The sequence below is a fragment of the Ancylothrix sp. D3o genome (genome assembly GCF_025370775.1).
Taxonomy (GTDB): domain Bacteria; phylum Cyanobacteriota; class Cyanobacteriia; order Cyanobacteriales; family Oscillatoriaceae; genus Ancylothrix.
In genome coordinates this window covers 1-22,805 of record NZ_JAMXEX010000033.1, presented here as the reverse complement: position 1 = coordinate 22,805, position 22,805 = coordinate 1, and the positions used below count along the sequence as shown (strand labels likewise).

20 protein-coding genes are annotated in these 22,805 nt (G+C 40.9%); 7 read left to right on the top strand and 13 right to left on the bottom strand.

The window, feature by feature from the left end; all coding sequences use genetic code 11:
• Positions 1 to 16 precede the first annotated feature (16 nt).
• The 7 genes from NG798_RS24620 to NG798_RS24590 form a co-directional block, all read right to left on the bottom strand.
• Positions 17 to 718, bottom strand: a complete 702-nt coding sequence (locus NG798_RS24620; protein WP_261226365.1) for a pentapeptide repeat-containing protein — start codon at positions 716 to 718, stop codon at positions 17 to 19.
• A gap of 26 nt (positions 719 to 744) precedes the next feature.
• On the bottom strand, positions 745 to 1,476 hold the full coding sequence (locus NG798_RS24615) for a hypothetical protein (protein ID WP_261226364.1): 732 nt from the start codon (positions 1,474 to 1,476) through the stop codon (positions 745 to 747).
• Positions 1,477 to 1,551: 75 nt separating this feature from the next.
• Positions 1,552 to 2,619 carry a hypothetical protein gene (locus NG798_RS24610; protein ID WP_261226363.1) on the bottom strand — a complete coding sequence of 356 codons (1,068 nt, stop codon included), beginning with the start codon at positions 2,617 to 2,619 and terminating at the stop codon, positions 1,552 to 1,554.
• A 157-nt stretch (positions 2,620 to 2,776) separates the two neighbouring features.
• Positions 2,777 to 3,757, bottom strand: coding sequence for a succinylglutamate desuccinylase/aspartoacylase family protein (locus NG798_RS24605; protein WP_261226362.1), 981 nt, complete (start codon positions 3,755 to 3,757; stop codon positions 2,777 to 2,779).
• 122 nt (positions 3,758 to 3,879) lie between these two features.
• On the bottom strand, positions 3,880 to 6,501 hold the full coding sequence (leuS, locus tag NG798_RS24600; RefSeq protein WP_261226361.1) for a leucine--tRNA ligase: 2,622 nt from the start codon (positions 6,499 to 6,501) through the stop codon (positions 3,880 to 3,882).
• 122 nt (positions 6,502 to 6,623) lie between these two features.
• On the bottom strand, positions 6,624 to 7,268 hold the full coding sequence (locus tag NG798_RS24595) for a 2OG-Fe dioxygenase family protein (RefSeq protein ID WP_261226360.1): 645 nt from the start codon (positions 7,266 to 7,268) through the stop codon (positions 6,624 to 6,626).
• Between the two features lie 124 nt (positions 7,269 to 7,392).
• Complete coding sequence (locus tag NG798_RS24590) at positions 7,393 to 7,620, bottom strand: hypothetical protein (RefSeq protein WP_261226359.1); 228 nt, start codon at positions 7,618 to 7,620, stop codon at positions 7,393 to 7,395.
• A gap of 551 nt (positions 7,621 to 8,171) precedes the next feature.
• Here NG798_RS24590 and NG798_RS24585 point away from each other — a divergent pair.
• Positions 8,172 to 10,823, top strand: a complete 2,652-nt coding sequence (locus NG798_RS24585) for a hypothetical protein (protein WP_261226358.1) — start codon at positions 8,172 to 8,174, stop codon at positions 10,821 to 10,823.
• A gap of 583 nt (positions 10,824 to 11,406) precedes the next feature.
• Here NG798_RS24585 and NG798_RS24580 read toward each other — a convergent pair.
• Positions 11,407 to 11,547, bottom strand: a complete 141-nt coding sequence (locus NG798_RS24580; RefSeq protein WP_261226357.1) for a hypothetical protein — start codon at positions 11,545 to 11,547, stop codon at positions 11,407 to 11,409.
• A gap of 592 nt (positions 11,548 to 12,139) precedes the next feature.
• Between NG798_RS24580 and NG798_RS24575 the strand changes: the two genes are divergently transcribed.
• Positions 12,140 to 13,027 (top strand): tyrosine-type recombinase/integrase, encoded by an 888-nt coding sequence (locus NG798_RS24575; RefSeq protein WP_261226356.1) that lies wholly within the window; start codon positions 12,140 to 12,142, stop codon positions 13,025 to 13,027.
• A gap of 298 nt (positions 13,028 to 13,325) precedes the next feature.
• Here the strand turns inward: NG798_RS24575 and NG798_RS28275 are convergent, their stop codons facing one another.
• A complete protein-coding gene (locus NG798_RS28275) occupies positions 13,326 to 13,451 on the bottom strand; it encodes a hypothetical protein (RefSeq protein WP_375339001.1) in 126 nt (41 codons plus the stop codon).
• Positions 13,452 to 13,973: 522 nt separating this feature from the next.
• On the opposite strand from NG798_RS28275, the gene NG798_RS24565 reads away from it, so the two are divergent.
• From NG798_RS24565 to NG798_RS24540, 5 genes are all read left to right on the top strand, one after another.
• Complete coding sequence (locus tag NG798_RS24565; protein ID WP_261226354.1) at positions 13,974 to 14,765, top strand: hypothetical protein; 792 nt, start codon at positions 13,974 to 13,976, stop codon at positions 14,763 to 14,765.
• 660 nt (positions 14,766 to 15,425) lie between these two features.
• Positions 15,426 to 16,430: a hypothetical protein gene (locus NG798_RS24555; protein WP_261226353.1), complete on the top strand. Its 1,005-nt coding sequence runs from the start codon at positions 15,426 to 15,428 to the stop codon at positions 16,428 to 16,430.
• 132 nt (positions 16,431 to 16,562) lie between these two features.
• The gene (locus NG798_RS24550; RefSeq protein WP_261226352.1) at positions 16,563 to 17,063 is read left to right on the top strand and encodes a helix-turn-helix domain-containing protein; all 501 of its coding nucleotides are present in this window, start codon (positions 16,563 to 16,565) and stop codon (positions 17,061 to 17,063) included.
• 273 nt (positions 17,064 to 17,336) lie between these two features.
• Positions 17,337 to 17,621, top strand: a complete 285-nt coding sequence (locus NG798_RS24545) for a transposase (RefSeq protein ID WP_261226351.1) — start codon at positions 17,337 to 17,339, stop codon at positions 17,619 to 17,621.
• Between the two features lie 75 nt (positions 17,622 to 17,696).
• On the top strand, positions 17,697 to 18,239 hold the full coding sequence (locus NG798_RS24540; protein ID WP_261226350.1) for a hypothetical protein: 543 nt from the start codon (positions 17,697 to 17,699) through the stop codon (positions 18,237 to 18,239).
• A 149-nt stretch (positions 18,240 to 18,388) separates the two neighbouring features.
• Here the strand turns inward: NG798_RS24540 and NG798_RS24535 are convergent, their stop codons facing one another.
• The 4 genes from NG798_RS24535 to NG798_RS24520 all read right to left on the bottom strand — a co-directional run bounded on the left by NG798_RS24535 (position 18,389) and on the right by NG798_RS24520 (position 22,456).
• Entirely contained in the window at positions 18,389 to 18,766 is a 378-nt protein-coding gene (locus tag NG798_RS24535; protein ID WP_261226349.1) for a peroxidase family protein, read from the bottom strand.
• A gap of 174 nt (positions 18,767 to 18,940) precedes the next feature.
• On the bottom strand, positions 18,941 to 19,546 hold the full coding sequence (locus NG798_RS24530; protein ID WP_261226348.1) for a hypothetical protein: 606 nt from the start codon (positions 19,544 to 19,546) through the stop codon (positions 18,941 to 18,943).
• Positions 19,547 to 19,642: 96 nt separating this feature from the next.
• A complete protein-coding gene (locus NG798_RS24525) occupies positions 19,643 to 20,596 on the bottom strand; it encodes an AAA family ATPase (protein WP_261226347.1) in 954 nt (317 codons plus the stop codon).
• A gap of 1,731 nt (positions 20,597 to 22,327) precedes the next feature.
• Entirely contained in the window at positions 22,328 to 22,456 is a 129-nt protein-coding gene (locus NG798_RS24520) for a hypothetical protein (RefSeq protein WP_261226346.1), read from the bottom strand.
• Positions 22,457 to 22,805 lie beyond the last annotated feature (349 nt).

Genomic DNA, 22,805 nt, shown 5'->3' with positions numbered 1-22,805 from the left:
AGGTTATTGACGAGCACTAAGTTTTAACCCTCCCAACAAAAACATTTTCAGGCAACCGCACACCTGTAAGAGTAGTAAAAAGCGTGTGGGCAAGTTCCGGGTTAGAACCTTCCAAATCAGCGTAGCTCAGATTTGCCATTGTCAGGTCAGTTTCAGTTAAATTGGTACAACTTAAGTCGGCCCATGTTAGATTAGCCCGACTCAGGTTTGCACGACTGAGATTAGCCCCTTTTAAGTCAGCTTTGCTCAAGTCAGCAGCGTACAACTGAGCATCAGGCAATTCAGCCCCTACTAAGAAGGCATGGTAAAAATTGGCATAGCTCAAATTGGCCTTACTCAGGTTCGCTCCATTTAGATTTGCTCCTCTTAAATCAGTCCCCACCAGTACCGCTTCATATAAATTAGCGTTACTGAGGTCAACCCCCTGTAAATTTATGCCACTAAGTATTACCCCACTTAAGTCAGCACCTTGCAATCGGACATCTGTATGTAACTCAACCATTCTTAAATCCGAATTGCGTAAATCAATTCCCCGCAGATTAATTCCTCGTAAATCCACATTCTCGAAGGTAAAATTCTGGAAATCTCTTGTACCCCTTTCATAACGTTGATGAAATTCTTTATTCCTAATACGTTTCACGTTAGAAATTTTAGGCAGGGTCGGGGCTGAATTAATACCTAAAATGGTTGCAAATATTTTGGGGATTTTGTACAACATAATCCATCTCCATTGAAGTTTAAGTTTTAGATATCGTCAGATGCTGTGCCCGGAACTTTTTCAAAAATGCTGCGGCGAGTAAGATTGGCTAATTCTCTACAGTAACCAGGCAATACATCCAAATAATCCCAGCGACGAAAATAAGCTTTTGGATGAAGGCTTACCTCAAAATCGACTAAGGATGTATGGGCTTGCTCAACTAAAAATCGATGAATGTAAGTGATGTCATCGACTAGCTTTTGGTAACGATTTTGGTTAACTTTTTGTGCCTCACTGATTTTTCCCAGAGATTTAGCATACTTCTGAGCCATATTTAAGAGGCGATGAATTCCCTGAGTAAGATTTTTTTGCTCCAACTCCATCTGTTGTTTAAATTCGCTAGTTGTTTGATGGCTGTCGCTTTGGTGGTTGGCCAAGGAATTCTCTAACAATTTGGTCAACTTTGCCAAAGAAGAAGCTGATTCCTCGATATCTCTTACTGCATCATCCACCGCTTTAGTTAGCCGTTTTGCCCTTTTAGGTGATAATACTTGCTCACCGGCATAGAAAAGTTTGAGGATTTTTTTTAGTTTTGGATCGTCACATTTACCTGTGCCGAAATATTCCTCAACTTTGGTACGCTCGATGTATGGCTTTTCATCAGTGTTGGTTTTAGAAGGGCTATCAATGTATGGCTTTTCATCAATGTTAGTTTTAGAAGGGCTGTGGAGAGGGATAACATTTTCCGGTTGGATATCTTCAGAAAAATTGCCGTTCATAACAATGCCTCCCGATTGTTTTTTTCATTGGGTGGGAATGTACCCAACTAAAAATTGGGTACAAGCCGCTTTTTTCTAGTTATCTTCCAAAAATTCATCAAGTTTTATTTGGAGAGATTCATCAAAGCTCATTTGAATGTCTTCACGGAAAGAGTGGGCGATAGCTAACGTGCAAGCACCAGCAGAAGTAATCACTGAGGTAGCGAAGAAGAGAAGACTGAAGCCCAAACCATTCCAATTCCCCGTCATCAACTTCGTTGTCGTACTTTGTATAGCTAAACGAGTCGCTTCCGTGCCAGAAATTAATTGTCCGCTGCTATCGAAGTGTTGTTCATAAAGAGCCGGCATGACTTGTTTAATTCCCACGATATAGCTGGCTGATTGGACAATTTGTGCTTTTTTGCTTTCCCAGTCAGCTTTAGCAGCTTGAGATACTTTTAAAGCATCTTCTCGTAGAAGCTTTGCTAAAGGGCAGAAAGGAACTTTGGCTTGACCGTCTTCAACCAATACTGATCTCCAATCGCGGTTTTTTTCTTGGTACAAACCATTGGCTTTTATAAAATAATCGTTTCGGGCTGGGCTGCCTTCAGGATAAGCCGCTGCCTTCTCTTGAAACTCTTTACATTTGCCTTCTGCATCATTAACTGCTCTTAAATCAGGTTGCACGCGATTAACTTTTATCTCCTGCTCGTTCGCTAACTCTTCTGCTTTCAGTTCTGCTAAGTGAGTTTGGTTGAGTGAGAGCTCTGGCGCTACCAAAGAAGTAAGGGACATAATGATATTCATGGCCAACATCGAAACAGTGGCCAAGGTAGACCATACTCGGTTCCCTGGTTTACGAGTGGCTACCGCACGGCCCATAGCATTAGTAAATTTTGTTTGGGCCAAAGCCAGCAGGAGGGCAGGAAGGATTCCAATAGGACCCATGTCTTTGAACGAGTACAGGAGTAAGGGGAAGATACTCACACCGTCAATGCCACTGCTGACGTTAATGGCAATCACCGTGATTTTGGACGCTTCTTCGACCTCTTCTGTGACGTAATTACGACCATAAAGCTCGCTGTGGTCAGTGAAAATTAGGTCTTTGCACTTTTTGAGCAAGTTCTTTTTCTCAGATGGTAACTTTGTATTTGATTCCAACATTTCGTTTTGTCCTCCCTCTGAAATCGGTAGTTGTCTCATAAACGACCAAGGTGGGAAAATGGCTGCATAGATAAAATCGGTGGCCGAGTGCAGGTTTCATTTCTATAAGTTGTAGCAGACACCTCTTGTGAAGCCGAGTAACCAATAAATCTAGTCTTTATTGATACTTCGTTACTTCTATAGCTTTAGCAATGAAATGTTCGGCAGGAGAACCTAGACTGAAAAGGCTCATACCTGGATGCACGACTTGCTTGTTACGAAATTGAATTAGAGTTCCTGAAGAGCCTGCGTGTATTATTTGCTCTTCAAAGCTTGGAAAAACTATTAATTTTCCAATTTTTGTTCCCTCTTGAATTGGTTGCATTAAGGAAACGTAAGGATGCCACAATCCTGCGTGATTGGATTTGAATTCATGTCTAGTAAAAGCAGGAGGAATGGTTAAGTTTGACATAGGCAGCGGAGGGATGATGCCTAAAGAAGCAATCACTCTAAGGATGCCTTGTACTGTTTGGTTAATCTCTTCATTCGTTAAAAATGGTAGTTGCGTTGTCTCAATAGGGAAGTTAGGAACTCCCTCCTCTGCTAAAGCCATATCGATTGTTTTTTGGTAGGTAAAATCTTGGGTGGAAGACGTATCAATCGCCCAAATCATTTCAGGTGAAAAAATATGAAGTGCCTCCAGTGTCTTTCTTCTAACTTCAAAGTTTCCGGCGTTCATATATACGCCCGTAAGTGGAGTTTGCATTTCAAAGTCATGCAATTGTATAGCAAAGTCACATTGGCGAATAAAGTTAAATAAAACCCAGCCTATCCGTTCTGTAAAGGAACCATATTGATTTCCTTTTGCAACACGATTGAGATCTTGAAAATCAAGAGAAGATACTCGTTTAGCCTCCAAATGAGCCGGAGAATTACCTCCAGGAATTATGTGAATAGTTCCTTGGATATAATCAAGGGATTTGAGATATTTAATCAGGGGAGATAAAACAAATAGTCCAACAGCCTCATCAGGATGGATGCCGGCAGTAATAGTAATTTTGGGATCGCTTGTTTTTCCACTGGTAAAGGTAATCAGCGGAGAGCCATATTTCTGAAATCCTACATAACCATAATCTAAATTGCAAAATTTAGCTTCCATCTTAAATCTCTCCTTCAAAAAATGACTTGCTAGTGATTGCTGATAGCATTTATCCATACTTTTAAGAATATATGCTATCAGCAGGTTCTATTCTGGTTCCGAATCAGGAAGGCAAATCGAGCCTACTCAATCACAAAGTTCACCACCTTTCTTTTTGGCACACAAATTACTTTTTTAATCTGCTTGCCATTGATAAAGCGCTGGATAACTTTTGATTCTCTAGCGTACTTTTTTAGTTCTTCTGGATTGCTTTGAGAGGGCACTTCAATCGTCCCGCGAACTTTGCCGTTAATTTGAATTACCAACGTAATTTCATCGGTAACTAACGCAGCAGGATCGCATTTAGGCCAACTTGCTTTATGAACAGATTCATTATTACCAATTAGCTGCCACAATTCTTCGGCAATATGCGGCGCAAACGGCGCTAACATCAGAATCAAAGTATGAATACCTTCCGTATAAATTGCCGAATTTTTGCAATCGGTATCAGTGAGGGCGTTACTCAATTTCATCAATTCAGAAATTGCCGTATTGAATTGATAGTCGCTTTCTAAATCATCGGTAACTTCCTTAATTGCTGTGTGAATGGCGTGACGCAAATCCTTCTCTTTTTTCGATTCCGGATTTTCGAGTTTGGATTTATCTACCTTAGCTGATGAGTGATTATTCACAAAATCAGTTATCAAACGCCAAACGCGATTTAAGAAGCGGAATTGTCCTTCTACATCCGCCTCATCCCATTCCAAATCTTTCTCCGGTGGCGCTTTGAACAAGACAAACATCCGGGCGGTATCGGCACCGTATTTATTAATTACTTGTTCCGGTGCGACGCCATTGTATTTAGATTTGGACATCGTTTGATAAGATACTTCCAACGGTTCCCCAGTTTCCGGGTCTTTCGGATCGTTGGGATTTACCAAATTAGAAGGAATATATTTGGCATTACCGGATTTTTGGGGATTGGTGTAAGTTAATCCTTGCACCATACCTTGAGTTAACAAGCGTTGGAAAGGTTCGTCAAAATTGAGCAAACCTCTGTCTCGCAACACCTTGGTAAAGAAACGAGAATATAATAAGTGTAGGATTGCGTGTTCGATGCCACCCACATATTGATCGACAGGCATCCAATCATTTGTTTTCGCAGAATCGAACACTTTTCCCGCGTTTCTGGCATCGCAAAAACGCAAGTAATACCACGATGAATCGATGAATGTATCCATCGTATCGGTTTCTCTTTTCGCAGGCGTACCGCAACTAGGACAAGGTACGTTTACCCAACTTTCCACTTGTGCCAAAGGCGAAGCGCCGCGACCAGTAAATTCGACATTTTCTGGCAATTGGACGGGCAAATCTTGTTCGGGAACTGGTACTATCCCGCACTTCGGACAGTGAATAACTGGAATTGGCGCACCCCAATATCTTTGACGGGAAATCAACCAATCTCGGAGGCGATATTGCACTCGCGCTTTGCCGAAACCTTTTTCTTCTGCATATTCAATAATTGCCTGTTTTGCTTCTGTAGAATTACTGCCATTAAACTCACCGGAATTAACCATAATTCCAGGGTGGGTATATGCTTCTTCCAGTTCGTAGTGAAGATTTAAGTCCTCATTTTCAGGAGGAACAATTACTACTTTAATCGGCAGATTTTGTTCGTTAGCAAATTTGAAATCCCGCCCATCATGTGCGGGTACGCCCATTACCGCGCCCGTGCCATACTCGAACAAGACGTAATCGGTAATCCAAATCGGAATTTCTTCACCAGTAAAGGGATTGATTGCTTTACCGCCAGTGGGAATACCGCGTTTTGGTTTATCTTCGGCGGTACGTTCCAATTCGCTTTGATTGGCAACTTCTTTAATGAAAGTTTTAACTTCTTCTTGACGTTCCGGTGTAGTAACTTTTGGTGTTAATGGATGTTCCGGGGCAAGTACCACGTAAGTAACGCCATAAACGGTATCGGGACGAGTGGTAAACACGCCTATTTTTTCATCCATTCCGACAATTGGAAATTCTAAATAAGCGCCGACAGATTTACCAATCCAGTTCGCCTGCATTAACTTTACTCTTTCCGGCCAACCTGTTAACTTATCTAAATCTTTAAGTAATTCTTCGGCGTAGTCGGTGATTTTGAGGAACCATTGACGCAATTTTTTCTTTTCAACTATTGCGCCGGAACGCCAAGAACGACCTTCGCTATCGACTTGTTCATTTGCTAATACGGTTTGGTCGATGGGGTCCCAGTTAACGGCAGCTTCTTTTTGATATGCTAATCCTGCTTGGAGAAATTGCAAGAATATCCACTGCGTCCATTTGTAATAGTCGGGGGAACAAGTGGCAAGTTCGCAATTCCAATCGTAGGATAAACCCAAACGCTTTAATTCCGCTCGCATTTGCGCGATATTGTTATAAGTCCACTTCGCCGGATGGGTTTTGTTTTTGATGGCGGCGTTTTCTGCTGGGAGTCCAAACGCATCCCATCCCATCGGATGCAATACCCGATATCCCTGCATTCGGTGTACTCGCGCGATCGCATCCGTGATAGTGTAGTTGCGGACATGGCCCATATGCAGGTTGCCCGATGGATAGGGAAACATCGACAGCGCATAGAATTTGGGCTTGTCTGTCTCGGTAGGCGTTTGGTCTATGCCTTGTTCTGGCCAAGTCTTTTGCCACTTTTCCTCTATTGCTTTTGGGTTGTAGTTGGAATTTGGGGAAGAATGGTCGTTTCTTTCAATAGTCATACAGACTCCAAATATTTAGGTAAAAAAGGGAACAAGGTGGGTTTTGTAAGTTTCAGTTTGGGAAAGAACTGCCCCTACTAACCCGTCGTAGGGGCGAATTTTCTCGAAGCTTCCACAAATTCTTAATCCAGGTTGGGTACAGTTAAGATAAAGACATCGCGGAAACCGCAACCATCTCGTGAGGCAGCTTGAAATGGAGTTGTAAAGTGGAAGTAACGCTCGTCGTTAAACACCAGCAGGTTTCCTGGTTGTAGACTGAGTTCCAAAAAAGGTCGTTCTTCCCTATCACCGGATTTAAAAAGCTGTGTTACCGCACCTGTTATGTTTTCTTGGTGGATGTGAACAATTGCCACATATCGACGTCCGTCCTGATGCCGCCCTTCTGGTGCTGGATATCCAAAGGTATAAGGCGAACAAGGTACGCGAAATTGATGGATCTCAAACAGCGTTCCAAGAGAAAGTTCCAAAATGGTACTCATCTGCCAAATAAGCGTTTGCAGCCACTTGGAATTGGCGACTTCCTCTTCAAGCGGCTGGTACTTTCTCTGGATGCCGCCATTGACTTTATTCACCTTTGGAGATTGGTAGAATTCACCGTTGTTGATCCAGGTCAATTCCATGCTCTCTGATGTTTTCACACGAGATAGCCGACGGGTGCGGCTTCCTTTGTCCTCTGGCATCCAACGGTCTGGAGCCAAACGGCTAAAAGACTCGTGAACGATTTGGTCTGGGCAATTGATCTCTTGCAAACAGAAACTAAATGTCATAAGCTACTCCTAATAAAGAAATAACCAATGAAAGTGAAGCTAGGGTAAGCTCACTGGGGTTTGGGCTGAAACGACATTCACCTCTATAGTCTTAAGCACGAAAAATCGAGGTGAAGAGGTCGGTTTAAATTCCTTTGCGCTCCGGGTTGGGTCCTTCTTGGTTCAGGGTGATGGCCAAATCCCCAATTGGATTGGCAGGCCCACTGGTGAGTAGTTCAGGCTGCCCAAAGCTTTGCACGACTTTTTCATTAATCATGCACCTATGTGGGGTTTTAGGCTCACTGGTTGTAGTTATAATCAAACGTCGACAGACCTTGCACCGAAACAGCCAACTTTTTTCTTGTTGCTCCATAAGAAGTAATCCCAGGTAAGTTTTGCTGAAATTCGTATTACGCTGTTACTAGAACTTAAAATGATCGCCCCCAGTTACAAGCAAGGGGCTTTTTTTTGCCACCACATCAGTTGCGCTTTTGAAATAGGCCTCCCCAAGTAAATGCTTTTAGCAGCAAACAACCAGCATTTTAACTTCTTCTTAATCCTCCTGGCAAGTTTTTTTTGACACTCTTTTAACTATGAAAGCCTTGCCTTACAAAGATTATTACATTCCATAAGTTAAACTGTCAAGTAGTCTATAATTGCCTACGAAACTTGCAACAATCCTTTTTTTTGCTAATTTATGGCTGTTTCTTACCCTCTAAAGTGATTTTTCATGGCCTGTTTTAAATAGAAGGCTATTAAATAGGCAACTTTTTCTCTCAATTACCCTCTAATTAAATGTTTTTATACAGGAGTTGTATTCCAAAAGGACTCCTAACCCAGGTTTCTAAAGCTTAGGCTCCAAACGGGGTATACTTTAGCTTACAAGCCCCCTGCCCAGCCTCTAACTTACGAAAACACCCTCTTATGACACCCTCAGACCCTTGTGAAAACACAAACTCGACTAATGGAAATCAACGAAACGAGCTGAGACGTACATTACAATGGTCTGAGAAGGGATGTGATGAGGCATTAGAGGTTGAGAATAAACGCTACGAAAAGTATATGGCTGAGGAAAAGCGCAATTGGGATCAGTTGCGTCAAGAACTGACTAAGTATAAGGGTGATTTGCGTACTTCAGATTTTCAGCTAGCAAAAGGACTTGATATCAGCCGCCAACCCGTAATAGATTTCATGGCCGGAACAAGAGAAGACTTGCCCATTTACAGAGCAAACCTTATTAGGCTTTGGGATTTCTTAACCGCACCTGAAAAAATGGAGAAATTAGGAAAAAGGTTATCGAAAGAAGCAACAAAAAACCGTGAACGATTAAGAAAAGAGGGACCTGATAGACTACTAAGACTTGCCGGATTTCTCCCTCGTTCTCAAAGTTTAACGGTGGACGGCGAACCTCTCAAAGATAAAAAAATTTACCGGATTGTATCACGATTATCTAGCTTTTGGATTCCTGATAAAAATCTCTGGTCAATTGAAGAAGCTATTTTAAATGCGATCCTTAAAGAAGTTCCTTCCCAAGAAAATGCCCTTTTCTCTGAAAAGCTTATTTGTGTAGAGGCAGCAAAAAACTGGTTAGAAGAGAGATACAAAAATGCTCCTCCACGAAGGATTAGGAAAATTTTATCACTAATTAATACTTATGCTAGAGCCGGAAAAACTAATTTTGAAGAAACTGAGCTTTTTGAGTTATACCAAAGTGTTACTGAAAATGAAATATTGAGAAATCCTGACGATCATCATATTCGGATTAGGGTTATTGATTGTGAATTTAAAAATCTAACTTTCTTATTGGATGACTTCGCTCAAGATAATAAATTTAAACCTATTGTTGAAGAGATAGAAAAATCAGGCTTTAGACTTGAACAAGAAATTGGTATTTTACAAGAGTTCTCGAAGTTTAATCCTAATGAGCAAAAAAGTTTAGGATTAAATCCTGTAAAGGAAGCAGTAATAACTTGGCGGATGGGAAAAGATATCTCCACTTTTAGTTGGCGTTATAGTTCTATCGCTCCTCATATAGAAAATATGTTGGTTGCTCTTGCTCATGGGTTAGGATATCCTTCGTTAAAATTATGTGGGTTGGCTGTAAGAGCATTAGGAAAACGAGCAAATAGCTTAGCCCGAATTTCTGTTTCTCTTACGGACAACAATAGCCAAAAGACTTATAACGGATTATGGGTAGATCAAAATACTATAACTTGTCTGTTGCAAGCCGTTGTAGTTGCCTTCGAGAGTTGGCTAAGTGAAACTATGAGTGATACTACAAATTACCCCAATTTGTGTAAAAAAAATGCAAAAGTTTTACATAAACTACATCAAGCGAGGAAACTTCTTAATGATTATCAAATTGATGATTATTCCATTCAAGATAGTGAAAATGAAATTAAAATTGATGGCGCTAATAAATGCTTGGAAGAAGTTATAGATACTATTACCGACCTAAGAATATCTTTATTACAAGAAAGTATTTTAATTCAACAATGTTATGAAGAAAGATTAGAACGCCACGAACACATGGCTAAATTGATGCAAATACGTTCGGCTCATATTCAAGGAATAATCACTCAGGCTGCTAAGTTTTTACATGGAGAAAGTTACCAAGCAGGCATAAGTAACGCTTATGTCCCAATTGCCCTGCTCTATGCTGCTGAAAATATGATTTATAATTTTTTCTCAGGGAACAAAAAATTTTTATATGGAAAGTTATGGCGGACCCCCCTTAAAGATATTTCTTATTATAAAGAACAACTAAGAAAGTATATTCTAAAAGATAAAAATAATAATCTTTTTGATTTTGACTTACATCTCTGCATATCAGAAATTTTTGGTAATCTGGGACGATTAGATCTTTATTTTTGTAACGAAGAAGAAGACCGGAACCATCTAGTAGAAGCTATTGATAATTTTTTAGTAGCTGTTTACTTTTCTTCAAAAATTGGGAACAGACACCGGGTCGCACATTGGTTAACTCACGTTAGCCGAACCTACTCAAGGTTAAGTAACCAAGACCAAGCAACAAAATATGCTGCATTTGCTGAAAAGCTGGTAAATTTCCAAATTTCTCCTAGGGATCAACCCGAATACCGTGAAGCACTTATGGCAGAAGTTAACTTAGCATGGGGGGAAAGATGTTTAATTGAAAACAAATTTAAAGAGGCTATTGAATATTTCATTAAATCTTTATCTGGAGCCCTTTACTTGAAATTTGCTCGGTTGATTGCTGATAGTCTTTATGGGATTGGTAAAGCAGCTAAAATAGCCTATGAGGAGCAGAGTGAAGATAAATTTGAAAAATACTTTAGTCTTTGGCGGAAAAAGCTGGAAGACAATTTAGATACAAATATCCAAAAAATGCCAGACAAAAATATCTATGAGCAAATTATTAATTTTTTAAAAAAAATAGAACAGGATGCCGATTGGAATTCTATTTCGGAAGATTTTAAAAATGAGTCAATAAAAATATGGCATAATTGGGCGAACGCCATGGCTAATGCTGCTAACGAGGAACACCCAGTTGAAAGGGATATAAAAAGTGGTGTTTTCCTTAAAAGTTTGACTTAAAAAATACTTCAAATATTACTGACTTCTGTGTACTACGAATAACACCTATCACCACACCCCGTTCAATCGTTTCTTGCCCAGGGCATCAGTGGTGTCCTCCCCTGTGACAGCCATAACTTCATGCGGGTACGCCCGTTAAGCGAAAATGCGAAAATAAGAATTAAATGAGCGGCATTTACACCCCCTAAACTTAGCGGGACTTAGACAAAAACTGAGTCAAAAATGGCTTCAACCCCAGACAAAGCAAGCTTTTCAGCCTGAATGAGCATCAATCCAGAATTGGTAAGGGTTTCAGCCTGAATGAGATCCGTGATGTCTTTCCTTTACCCAGATAGGTTTTCAGCCTCTTTCGTGCTAAGAAAATGTCTAAGTCCCGCTAATATTCCCTGATGGGGCTTTGTTACCCACTGTGGTTGATAGACCAGCTAAATTTCTGCCGGCACGGTAATTACCTCTGCAACCTACGACCCAGAGGCTGGAACCTGTGGTTGATAGACCAGCTAAATTTCCGCCGGCACTATTGCACCCAAAGGCGAAGCTTCATCCAACAGGAGGCTTTTAATTTTAGTTCGGGTGCGGGCTGTCATAAAACACCGGCCTTCTCGATTGAACTGCTGCCCATGAAGTCGGTAGTAGTTCGATGTCCATATCGGGCGATTAGGCCGGTGGGGGATGGCATTTTATTCGTCATCGGGCGATTAGGCCGGTGTGTTGTGTTGGCCATTTCATTCATCGGGGCCAAGTCCGTCGTCTGGAGCAGCGGGAGAGGGGCCGGTGTATAGTGCTGGCCATTTTACCCTTAAGTCTGCTATCAAATGCCGGTCTTAGCACATCTAGGAGAGGCTTGTGGTAGCTCACAAGCGGTCTTTGGCCAGCGTATTCTGTTGGCCATTTTACCCTTAAGTCTGCTATCAAATGCCGATCTTAGCACATCTAGGAGAGGCTTGTGGTAGCTCACACTTGTGCCAAAAGAGCACTATTAGGGGGGAACAAGGGGCCATATTACGAGCAACCTAACACAACGCCAAAAACCGACCTTTAAACCGGCCCCATAGCTAAAAAACAAAAGCGAGCGAACGGTAGTTTTCCTCCGAAAACCCAAAAGTAGAAGAAGATCCGCCCCTGCCCTGCCCCAGCAAGGAGTTCAGGCGATTGAAACCCTACTTTCAATTGCCTTTCATTCAACGTCAAATAACAAACACTTATTTGACCTACGTTTTCCGTAAAGCTCTCATCCATATAAACTCCAGCTAACAAACTTATTTTTCTCCTTACAGGTAGTAGGATCGTTTTATCCTCCGGGGTAAAAAAATCCCATGTTGACCTACCGGCACAAAAAAGCAGCACAAAGCACGGTTAAACTAACAGACTGTTCGACCGATGAGCAGTTCATAGATTTGTGGTTGGGTGGCAAAACCGGCAATACCATTGCTGCTTACCGGCAGGACATCGCCCAATTTAAGACGTTTGTGGAAAACCGGCCCCTCACCCACCTCACGATTGATGATGTAGCAGGGTTTGCTAGTGCCTTGGAACAGCAGGGTTACGCACCAAGTTCAATCCACCGGCGTTTATATGCAGTCAAATCATTACTGTCATTCGGGCAAGCTTGTGGGTATTTAATGGATAACGTAGGAGGCTTAATTGAATTAGCACCCGAACCAAAAAAATTAAGTGAACGCATCCTAACAGAAGAGGAAGTTTTATTGCTAATCCACTCTGAACCAAATCCTCGTTATAAATTGATGCTACGCTTCCTTTACTCCACAGGGTGCCGGTTGAGTGAAATGTGTAACCTGAAGTGGAAGGATTTAAAAAAACGAATCCCAGGCGGGCAAGTCGATATTTTAGGGAAAGGCTCTAAACTTCGCCACATTCTTATCTCTGAACAATTATGGAAAGATTTACAATCCACACGCAAAAAGGCCGGTTCAACAATGCCGGCGTTTCCTACTAAATCAGGCCGGCATTATGCCCCAAGTAATGTTGTTAGAATTGTCAGGGCAGCGGCTCTCCGGGCCGGTCTTGAACAAAAAGTATCACCCCATTGGTTGCGTCATGCTCACGCCTCCCATTCATTAGATAGGGGTGCTCCTCTGCATTTGGTACAAGCAACTTTGGGACATTCTAGCATTTCCACAACAGAGCGCTATCTACACGCGCGACCGGATGATAGTTCATCCCGCTATTTACCCAAAACTTAGGGCTTTGACAGGGGAAAAAAAGCTAATTTTGTTCGACTAGGTACCATCGTTACTCGACTTTCATTTCCTTTTGTATCGCCCATAATAATTTGTTGTTGAGCAAAATCAACATCTTTAACGCGCAAGTTTAAATCTTAACTCAAGCATAAACCAGTGTCATAAAGCGATTTAATAAAAATTTAATATACGCTGGATAACATTTTAATAGTTGCTAAAACTTTATCTTTTATAAAAACGGTTGGTAAATAGTTAGATTTTTTTGCACGAACTGCATCGTTTTTTAAATCTAAATATTGTTCTAATACCTCTTTAGAGAAAAATAAAACCGAATAAAATGCTTGTTGGCGTTGATGCAACCACATTTTGCCACATTTTGATTGACAACAAGATGTGTTTTAAATTCTTCAATTTCCTTACTTCCCATATCTTTGGGATGGCGTTTATTATGAAAAAAATATAGAATCTAATCCAATAGATATAGTTGTTTTTTGTTTGATAAAAATAGTGCTTAAGCCTGATAACATCTTGCACCTGTTCGAGGAGTTTCTTTGGACGTTGTTCCATTGGAAGTTGTGCAAAAAAATCCGTGTAATATCTTAAATAAGGATGTTATACGGAAAATTTTTATATAACATCAAGGGACACACGGAAAAATTCTATATAATCCTCCTGTAAAGGGTGGTTATAAGGAAAAATTATGTAGAATACCTAAATAAGCGGGTAAAAAAGAAGTTCCCCGTAGATTCAGGCAAGAATCCGTTATGATGCTTGATGTATTAGGATTGATAAAAAGATTATACGAAAACTTTCCGTATAATAAATAGTTAGCTCTCTAGTTGTCTGTGGGACTGTTTTTTAAAGATTGATTGTCAAAGTTCAAAGTTAAGTACCCTTGATGTTATCGATTTAACAGCCTATGATTGATAATCACACAGAAAACTGAAAAATGCTTATGAATCCTAACATCTACCTCATTGCAGCAATGGCCTATGCAGAAGATCGTCGATGCAGACTAGATCTTTACAACAACGTTTTGGTTAGTGAGAGGGATTACGTGTCCAACTTGACAAAAGGAATTAGAGATTTTTGGCAATATCGTCAGCTACCTTGTTTTGCTTATTCACAAACCTTATTAACGCATCATGAAAGGAAATTTGGTTGTGATGCAATGCTTGTAGTAAAGTATAAAGATGCTGCCAGGATATGTCTTTTTGAGGCAAAGAGGATACGTTTTGATAACTCTTGGGATTCTCTTCAGAACTCAGGCATCTCTCACTTCAGTGATCAACTACGGCGGCAATCAAAATGGATAAAACAGGCTGCTATTTGGGAATTCTTCATACTTGGGAAAAAACCTGGAAAAAAAGAGCCACCCCACTTTGATTCTTGGGCATCTACTTGCATTTGGCATAAAGACACATTTCAATTTGATAAGGCATATCGAGACTCCAACTTATTGTGGAAAGATTCTGAACTTAAAGAGCTTGTGGGTTCCATCCGTCCTGGGAAACCAAAAAACTTGATATCAATGTTACTAACTGCTTGCCAAGACAAAAGAGGGAATTATATGCCGATCTCGAATGGAAGAGTTACGCTCACAAGTTCAGATGGAACAGATGAAAGCGTTTCTATTCCTGCCACTCTTCAAGCACTCGATAATTTAAATTTAGACGTATTTTGTGGTGAGAATGGCATTGCACACTTTTTATTCATAGAGATTGATGATAGCGAGAGCTAACAACCCAGTCGGAGCGGACTGAGGACAGATTTGGGTGGTGATGCAGAGGTTACTTGCAGCCACTCAACCGGAACATTATGCTTCGGAACAAGTAGCGATGTATATCAAGAGGTTAGATTTACTCTGCATGCAGCTGCACATAACTTTGTGGACAGCTATTTTATATATTGGATTTTCTGTGTGCTTTGGGCCATGTTAACGATTGCACAATTAGACAACAACAAGAACCTAATTGCATTTAAGCAGCTTTGCATCAAGGTATAAAGCCGAGAGCGGCGTTTCAAGAAAAGTTGAAACGCCGCTTTCATCGTTGTGTCTAGCTTCTACCTACGTTCAAGATCGCCGCAGGTTAGCATAGCCTCGCCTCGGATCACCTAATGATCAGTTATTCCCCAGACTTAAATAAAATTGAACACTGTTGGTCTTGGCTAAAAAGCCTTATTTTACACCAACTTAAGCATTTTGACACTATTAGAGAGGCTATTGAACACGTCCTTCGTTTAGCTTGCTCAAGTGTGTCCTAACTGGACTGGCGACTGCTATAGATGCTCGAATGGTCATAGGTCTAGTGCAGTACTTGAGAGTCAAGAGGTAGTGTTACGGCTAGAGTCCATATGGGAAAACTAAGTTGTATCTATGTAGCTCTCCTCAAAAAAATCAATGTACACTGACATCCCTTTCAGAGTTGAAAGTCAGCAAAGTCAAGTTGCTGATAGAGTAATGGCATTAACTGCTGTTGTGCAGCCCATCTTGGTTGGATTACTTTACTCAATCAAGAAAGATGTCATAGAGTACTATGGTGGGTACGAGAAAATTCCGCTAAAAATGCTCTCCAGAGCTTATCGACGCGGGGACGGGGATTGTGGAATTTGCTTTGAGTATGCAGTGCATGATGCAATTATGAACACTCAAAATCCATCAGTTTTAGAGCGATTTGAAGATGCTTTAAAGCTGTGTGGAATATGTGGAAATACAGATCCTTCATCAATTTTATTTGGATTAGAAAAATCTGGCTCACTTCAAATTATCGACACTGCCAAAGAGATTCTTACAGATAACTCGCTACTCCTTCATGGTACTAAAGGTGCCCCTGTAAAGCTAAAAAAACATATTGATAACATAGCTTTAGCATTTAACAAGCAACAACTTAGACAAGCTATTCCCTCTAGTATTAGTGGGATTTGGAGGGCAGACCTTATTGCTGGTTTTGCTGATACAGACCGTTGGGTTGGTACAACTATAAAGACCAACAGGTCACAACTGAAGTCAGATAAAGGATTGCGAATCGGTATAGTTCCCGCATCTCCTGGTAGTAATGATTCAATTCGAGAGGATAGCAGAACAGGGCTAATTATTTGTCCCTTACCTTACGATGGAGATTTTGTAGAGATTTTCTATGAAGGTTTTGAGATTGTTCAGCAACTTATTCAAGCAGATGCTAAAATGCCAGAACCAGTCAATTTGCCTAATATTGAAAAAAGACAGGTTGCTAAGTGGCTTGTTGAAAGACGAGACTTTCCAGTCCTAGATATTGTCATTGCGCTTATTCCCCTCGCTCAACCTTTTCTACTGAATACAATTGAACAAGATATTCAGTCTTTCTTGTATAGATCAGGAAAACCTAAAGTTGGTGGAATTTTAGTCCCACAGCCTAGAGAAATATAGAAAAGTATTTGTGCGTGATGGAGGGCTAACAACCCCGCTGCACCGGAACAAACTCAAATTGTCGGTGATACCAGTTCTGCATGAAGATGCGCTATAATCAAACAGAAGAGTTCTTTAGGAGTAGGTGCCTAAATGGGCCGTCGCTTGGAAGTAGAAATTGCTGAAAGTCAACAAGAGCTAGAAAAAGCCCTTAAAAATGCCTCAACAGCAAGTAGTAAAGAGAGATTGCTTTTACTTTACTTACTCAAAAGTAAACAGGTGATCAGCAGGCAGGAGTTGGCTCAACTTATAGGGCGAGACAACGCAACAATTACCAGATGGATTAGGAAGTATAAAGATGAAGGAATTGTCGGCTTGCTTGAAGTTAAACAGGCACCAGGAAAAATACCGCTCGTCCGTGGAGCGAATCTTGAACGCTTGAAACAGCGCTTACAAGAGCCGAGAGGATTTCACAGTTATGGGGAGATTAAACAATGGCTCTTAGATGAATTGGGGCTAAATTTAGCTTATAAGACGGTTTATCAATTGGTTCGTTACCAGCTAAAAGCAAAGCTGAAAGTTCCTCGACCTCAAAGCATAAAACAGCACCCAGAAAGCCAGTCTAACTTTAAAAAAAACTTCCAATTGCTCTAAAAGTTTTACAAGAGCTATTTGGAAAAGGAAAAAAATTAAGATATTTATGTCAAGATGAAACGCGTCTGGGACTGAAAACAATTTCGGGACGTTTAATTACTTTATTAGGCATTAAACCCATCGGCAAGAGCCAAGGTCAACGAGACAACTTTTATTTGTATGGAGTAGTAGAACCTCTAACTGGATATAGCTTTTTCTATGAATTCTCTCATTTAGAGGGGAGTTGTTTTCAACGATTTTTAAATTTAGTCTCCGTTGAGAAGCGGGGATGATGTGGCCGTTATTCAGTTTGACCAAGGCTCATTTCACCGTTTGAAAAGTCTGGATTGGCCGGAAAATATTATTCCAATTTTTCAACCGTCTCACTCTCCAGAACTCAATCCAATTGAAAGAGTTTGGCAGTGGCTAAAACGCCAACTAGAATGGGAAAATTGCGATTCCCTCATTCAATTGCGGCACAAATTAAGTGAACTGCTCCAAGCAATTATACCAGATCAGATCATTTCTCTTACTTCCTACGATTTTATTCTGGAGGCTTTATTTAGCGCAGCTTCATAAAGAATTGGTATGAGATATTACAGCTATCTGTGTCCGGTGAGCACAATCGTTAGCGACATCACAGGTACTACAGGCATGTCAATTATTCGAGCAATTGTGGCTGGAGATCATAACCCACAAACATTAGCCGCTCTGCGCCATCCTCGTAGCCGTCGAAGGACGACAGAAATTGCTCAAGCCCTGCAAGGGGATTATCGGCAAGAACATTTGTTTATTTTGCAGCAAGAACTGACACTCTATGATGCTTATCAAGTTCAGATTGCAGCTTGTGATGCTCAAATTGAGCAGTGTTTATCAACCTTCGAGGTCACCTCAGATATTGCCCTGCCTGTTGCAGGTTCTCCCCGCCGTAAACCTCAAGATAATCAGCCGGCTTTCGATCTGCAAACGCACCTTGAACAGATTAGTGGTGTTGACTTTACCAAAAGTCTTCGGCGGAAGGCTCAAACAATGGGGTTTGACCTCATTGCTGCATCCCCCACTCCTACCAAATCTACTTTATCTAGGCTACTAATCGCTAGAAGTTTAAACCTTTGTCTAAAGCGGATTTGCTCAAACAAGGAAAGTAGTCTGTGGAACCCGGATTTGGTATCAAATTGTTTCTTAGGAGAGGGATAAATATATTTGCAAAAATAGTTTTTACTGAGGAATTGGGAACTAAAGCTGAGAGCGGTGTTTCAACTTAACTTGAAACGTCGCCCTCATTTTTGTTTTTGGCTTCTACCTACGCTCAGGATGTCGGCAGGTTAGTGTAGCTGACGCGAGGTTTAGAAACCTCTCGCAGAGCTTGATGCTTGGACTGCGCGAAGGTCATAGCGATCCAGGTTCATCACCTTGTCCCACGCCGCCACAAAGTCATTGACAAATTTCTGTTGCGAGTCCACACAACCGTAGACTTCCGCGAGGGCTCGGAGTTGAGAATTTGAGCCGAAGATGAGGTCAACACGGGTAGCCGTCCACTTCAGGTCGCCGGTTTTGCGATCGCTCCCCTCGAACTCATATTCATCTTCAGAGGTCGCCTTCCACGTCGTGCCCAAGTCGAGCAGGTTCACGAAGAAGTCATGGGTCAACGTCTCTGGTTGATGGGTGAAGACGCCGTGCTTAAACCCTCCAAAGTTTGCACCCAGGACACGCAAGCCACCCACGAGATATGTGTAGGATTAAGGAGAGTGCAAAAGTTAGCCGCTGAACGCAGATCCAGCAACTACTGTTAATTACGACCGGCAACCGTGAAGAAGTAAAACTCAACGCGGTCGAATTGTTAGATGGGTTCGGTTTAAATTGAGTACCCAAAGTTTATACCGAGAAAGGAAAAAAAGTTAATTTTGCTCGACCATCCATACCAAAAAACCCAGTATTTGTTCGACAGGGAAAAGCGGATAATCAGTAAAATCAATGGTCACAGTTTGGCCTTCTAGCTTTAAGAAACGCCACTGAGTACCGCTGCTAATACAGCCATAGATAGCAGAAATCTGATTGCGTTTTTGTTCATTAAATTTCTGGGCAGCTACCATTTCAGCAATACATTGACCTATCCCAGTTTTTAAGTCGGCTGTTGAAGCTTCCAGAATTACAACAACCGGCGGTTCAATTTCCAGTAATTCCGGGGAGCGGCTGATGAGGAAATCACAGACTCCATTAAGACGGGCAGCCGAATCTACCGAAAACTCTTCGCCAGAAAAAAGGCTAATTTTTCTTTGTAAAATTTTTCTAACTTCTAGGAGAATAGGACTAATAATCAATTCAGAGCGAGCTTTTTCACTACCAGTAGCGGTAGCAAGCGGCACACTTTCTTCTAAAAAAGCTGTTAGCGTATCACTGGGAAGAATAGGGTCAATAGGAGGAAAAAAGCGGACATTTTCAACAGTGGTTAATCCAAATGCCTGTTTGACTTTCCCGATAGTATTAAAATCGCTGTATAGCATGGTTTATGAATCTGTATCAAAGGAGGTGTGAGGGAAGGTTTTTCAAGCATCAATTAGAGAGGAGAAGCTGGCTGAACTCAGTATAATTTATTTCCATCAACCAGCCTGCTCCCCCCAAAAGCTTTGAATAGATGGAGCATATTCTGAATTATCAGGAGAAGAAGCCGGTTGTGCCACATAACGGGCTGAGTTTTCCATTGCTAAAATCCGGTCTGTGTCTCTTACAAAAAGGGGCGTAATCAATTCTCGTTCTTGAAGGAAATCTTGTAGAGTCAACTTTAAACAGCCTTGAGGTAATAATAGTGTTGAAAAATCATCACCGGCTCGTTGAATATCTAAAAACACATTTTCTGAGACAGAAGTTTCCAACTCAATCATTAATTCAGGTGATGGGTTAACCGGCAACTGAGCCAACAAATTAAAAACCTTCTCGCTTTTCCTCGTAGCCGCAGCTTCAACCATACCGGCCAATTCTGCCCCAACAAAATTGAGAGTACGGTTAAGCAAAATCTTCCATTCTTTTTCAGATAACGGTGAGCCTGATTGGTAACGGCGATCAAAACGGGCAGCGTGCAATTCAATAATTTGTTTGCGTTCAATTGCTTGGGGGAAACCGACATAAAAAATATCATCAAACCGGCCTTTACGAGTAAGTTCAGGAGGTAGGGCAGCAAGCCGGTTGAGCGTCGCAATCACAAAGGTTTCAGATGTCTTATCCTGCAACCACGTCAACAACTTACCCAAAATCTGAATACTGGTAGCAGCTTCCCCCGTCAAATCCCCACTACTGGCGGAAAACAACTTATCAAACTCATCAAAATAGAGGACAGACCGGCCTAAAGCTTCAACCCGGCGCAGTAATTCCTCAACATAGACGACGCCACCGGCCACCATAGCCCCAACATCAACAATTACCAACGGCACTTTCAATTTTGCAGCACAAACGCCAGCAGCAAAAGTTTTCCCAGTACCCGGCGGCCCTACCATTAACCACCCTTTAGGCAATGGCAACCCCAACTTCTGGGCCACACTTGAATACCGAAACACCACACTATCGCGCAGCAGAACGCAGCCGGTCTAATCCCCCAAATTCTGATATAACCGAGGGCTGCTTGAAATCTAAGCCAAATTCTCTAAACCGCTCAATTTTATAGTTGAGCAAGCCCCCAACTAAATCAATATCACCTAATAAACCGCAGTGCCAGTAATAGATTCCACGCTATTACAGATATTAGCTGGGTAATTTTTTACTTTATGTTTTTTTATAAGCATTGGGAAAATTGAGGCAATTCCTATTTTAGAAAGAAAGAAAGAGCATTTGTTCAATTATTATAAAATAAACCAATAATATAATACGTTTTTATTTATCTATTAATATCTTTGATAACGATGGCGATCTTCCCAACAATTAACGTTTAAGTCTTGTAACAAGCCAATAATTATTTCCATCTCAATCTACAGCAAAAAAAACCAAAAGCTTACCCAGATATACCATATCTTTAGCGTTTTAAATTATCAATTATTCAGGATAAAATCGCTTTGAACTACGAGAAATTCCCAAGTTCCAATATCTCCCTCAAATTCGCTAACGCTCAACCACTCACAACCAGAATGATACTACGCTAACACTACACACCTTTACAAAAGTTTATTTTTAAAAAACTCATTAAGCAATTCTACTCAATTTTTCCTCAACCTTATAAACTGCGATTTTTACCTTAAAGCTCGTAATTGTAGAGCTTACGACCCATTTTAATCAAAGAAGCTCAGCATTTTTGGCGTTTTTTCTACCTTATAAAATCATCTTTCTACCTTATTAAATGCTCTTTTTACCTTGTAACTGCATCTAACCAAATACCCTCGTACCTCTGTCTAAGTGAATGGCTGATCTGGTAAAATGGAGAGAGATAAAATTCTGGACACTTACTCCAGGTTTTTAAATTAACCTTCATTTCAAGCTTTCACCGGCCCCCACTTTTCACAATATTACTATATCGAACAACCAGACTATATATTTCTCAAAATCATCATTTCAAGCAATTTTAGATTTCCTTAAGGATGGGTGGAAAGCGAGAGAGATTACACGCCCCTCAAAAGTGGTTAAACGGGAAAAATTGTAACACGAACTTCTATCGAAATAAAATTAGCTAAAAACCCATTACTTGTAAGGGATTCGTGTTGTTATTAAATTATCTAAGCTAAATTAGGTTGAGCAGATAGTCCAAGCTTATAAAATATCATTTTTTCTTCCTATCCTGCTAAGGTCGCCACCTATTCACTGCAAACTGCGAAGATTTAATTATTAACTAGCAGTCTGTGCTTATGTAGTTTCACTACACCGGTCTGCCAAGAATTCAGCACTAACTACCGGCCAGTAAATACTCGACACTAACCATCGGCCAGAAAGAGTCAAGAACTAACTACCGGCCAGTAAATACTCGACACTAACCACCGGCCTGCCAAGAATTTAGCACTAACTACCGGCCAGTAAATACCAGACACTAACCACCGACCAGAAAGAGTCAAGGACTAACCACAGACCCGTAGACAACCGTGCACTACCAATCGCTCAACAGGCAAAAATGCCACTTCAATGATGCCGGTGTAACAATCCGATGAGGCCGGCATTATGCAACAAGTAATATTGTCAGAATCGTCATAGCAGTTGCAATCAAGGCTGGTAAAAAAAATTGCACGCAATAAATAATTGTTATCCAAGGCTACAGTTACTCGAAGCAATAACTTTTTCTACAAAATTAATCTTTTTTTCCTTAACAGAATTCAACCCCAAAATTCACCTCCAGCATCAATAATTTTTTTTACCTCCCTCACTTCCAAATTAACCACCGGCCCACCCAACACAAATAGATAAACACTACACGCATAATACACTACTTTATAAAAGTTCATATTTATTTTACCTAAGCAATTGTACTTAAGAAAATCTGCCGTAAAAAAGTGCCATTTCTGACGTAAAAAAGTACCATTTCTGCCGTATGTTTGAGCTTGGGTACTTGGTATTTTTGGGTTTTTTTCGGATCTCGTGCCGTACAAAAGTGCCATTTCTGCCGTAAAAAAGTGTCATTTCTGACGTATATCTGAGTTTGATAGGATGCTCGATTTTTCGATGTCTAACTGAATCTGCGATGGGATATAATGGGAGAAATAAAATTCTGGACACTTACTCCAGGTTTTTAAATTAACCTTCATTTTGTCCTTTCACCGGCCCCCCCGCTTCACTAAAATAAAGCACCGAACA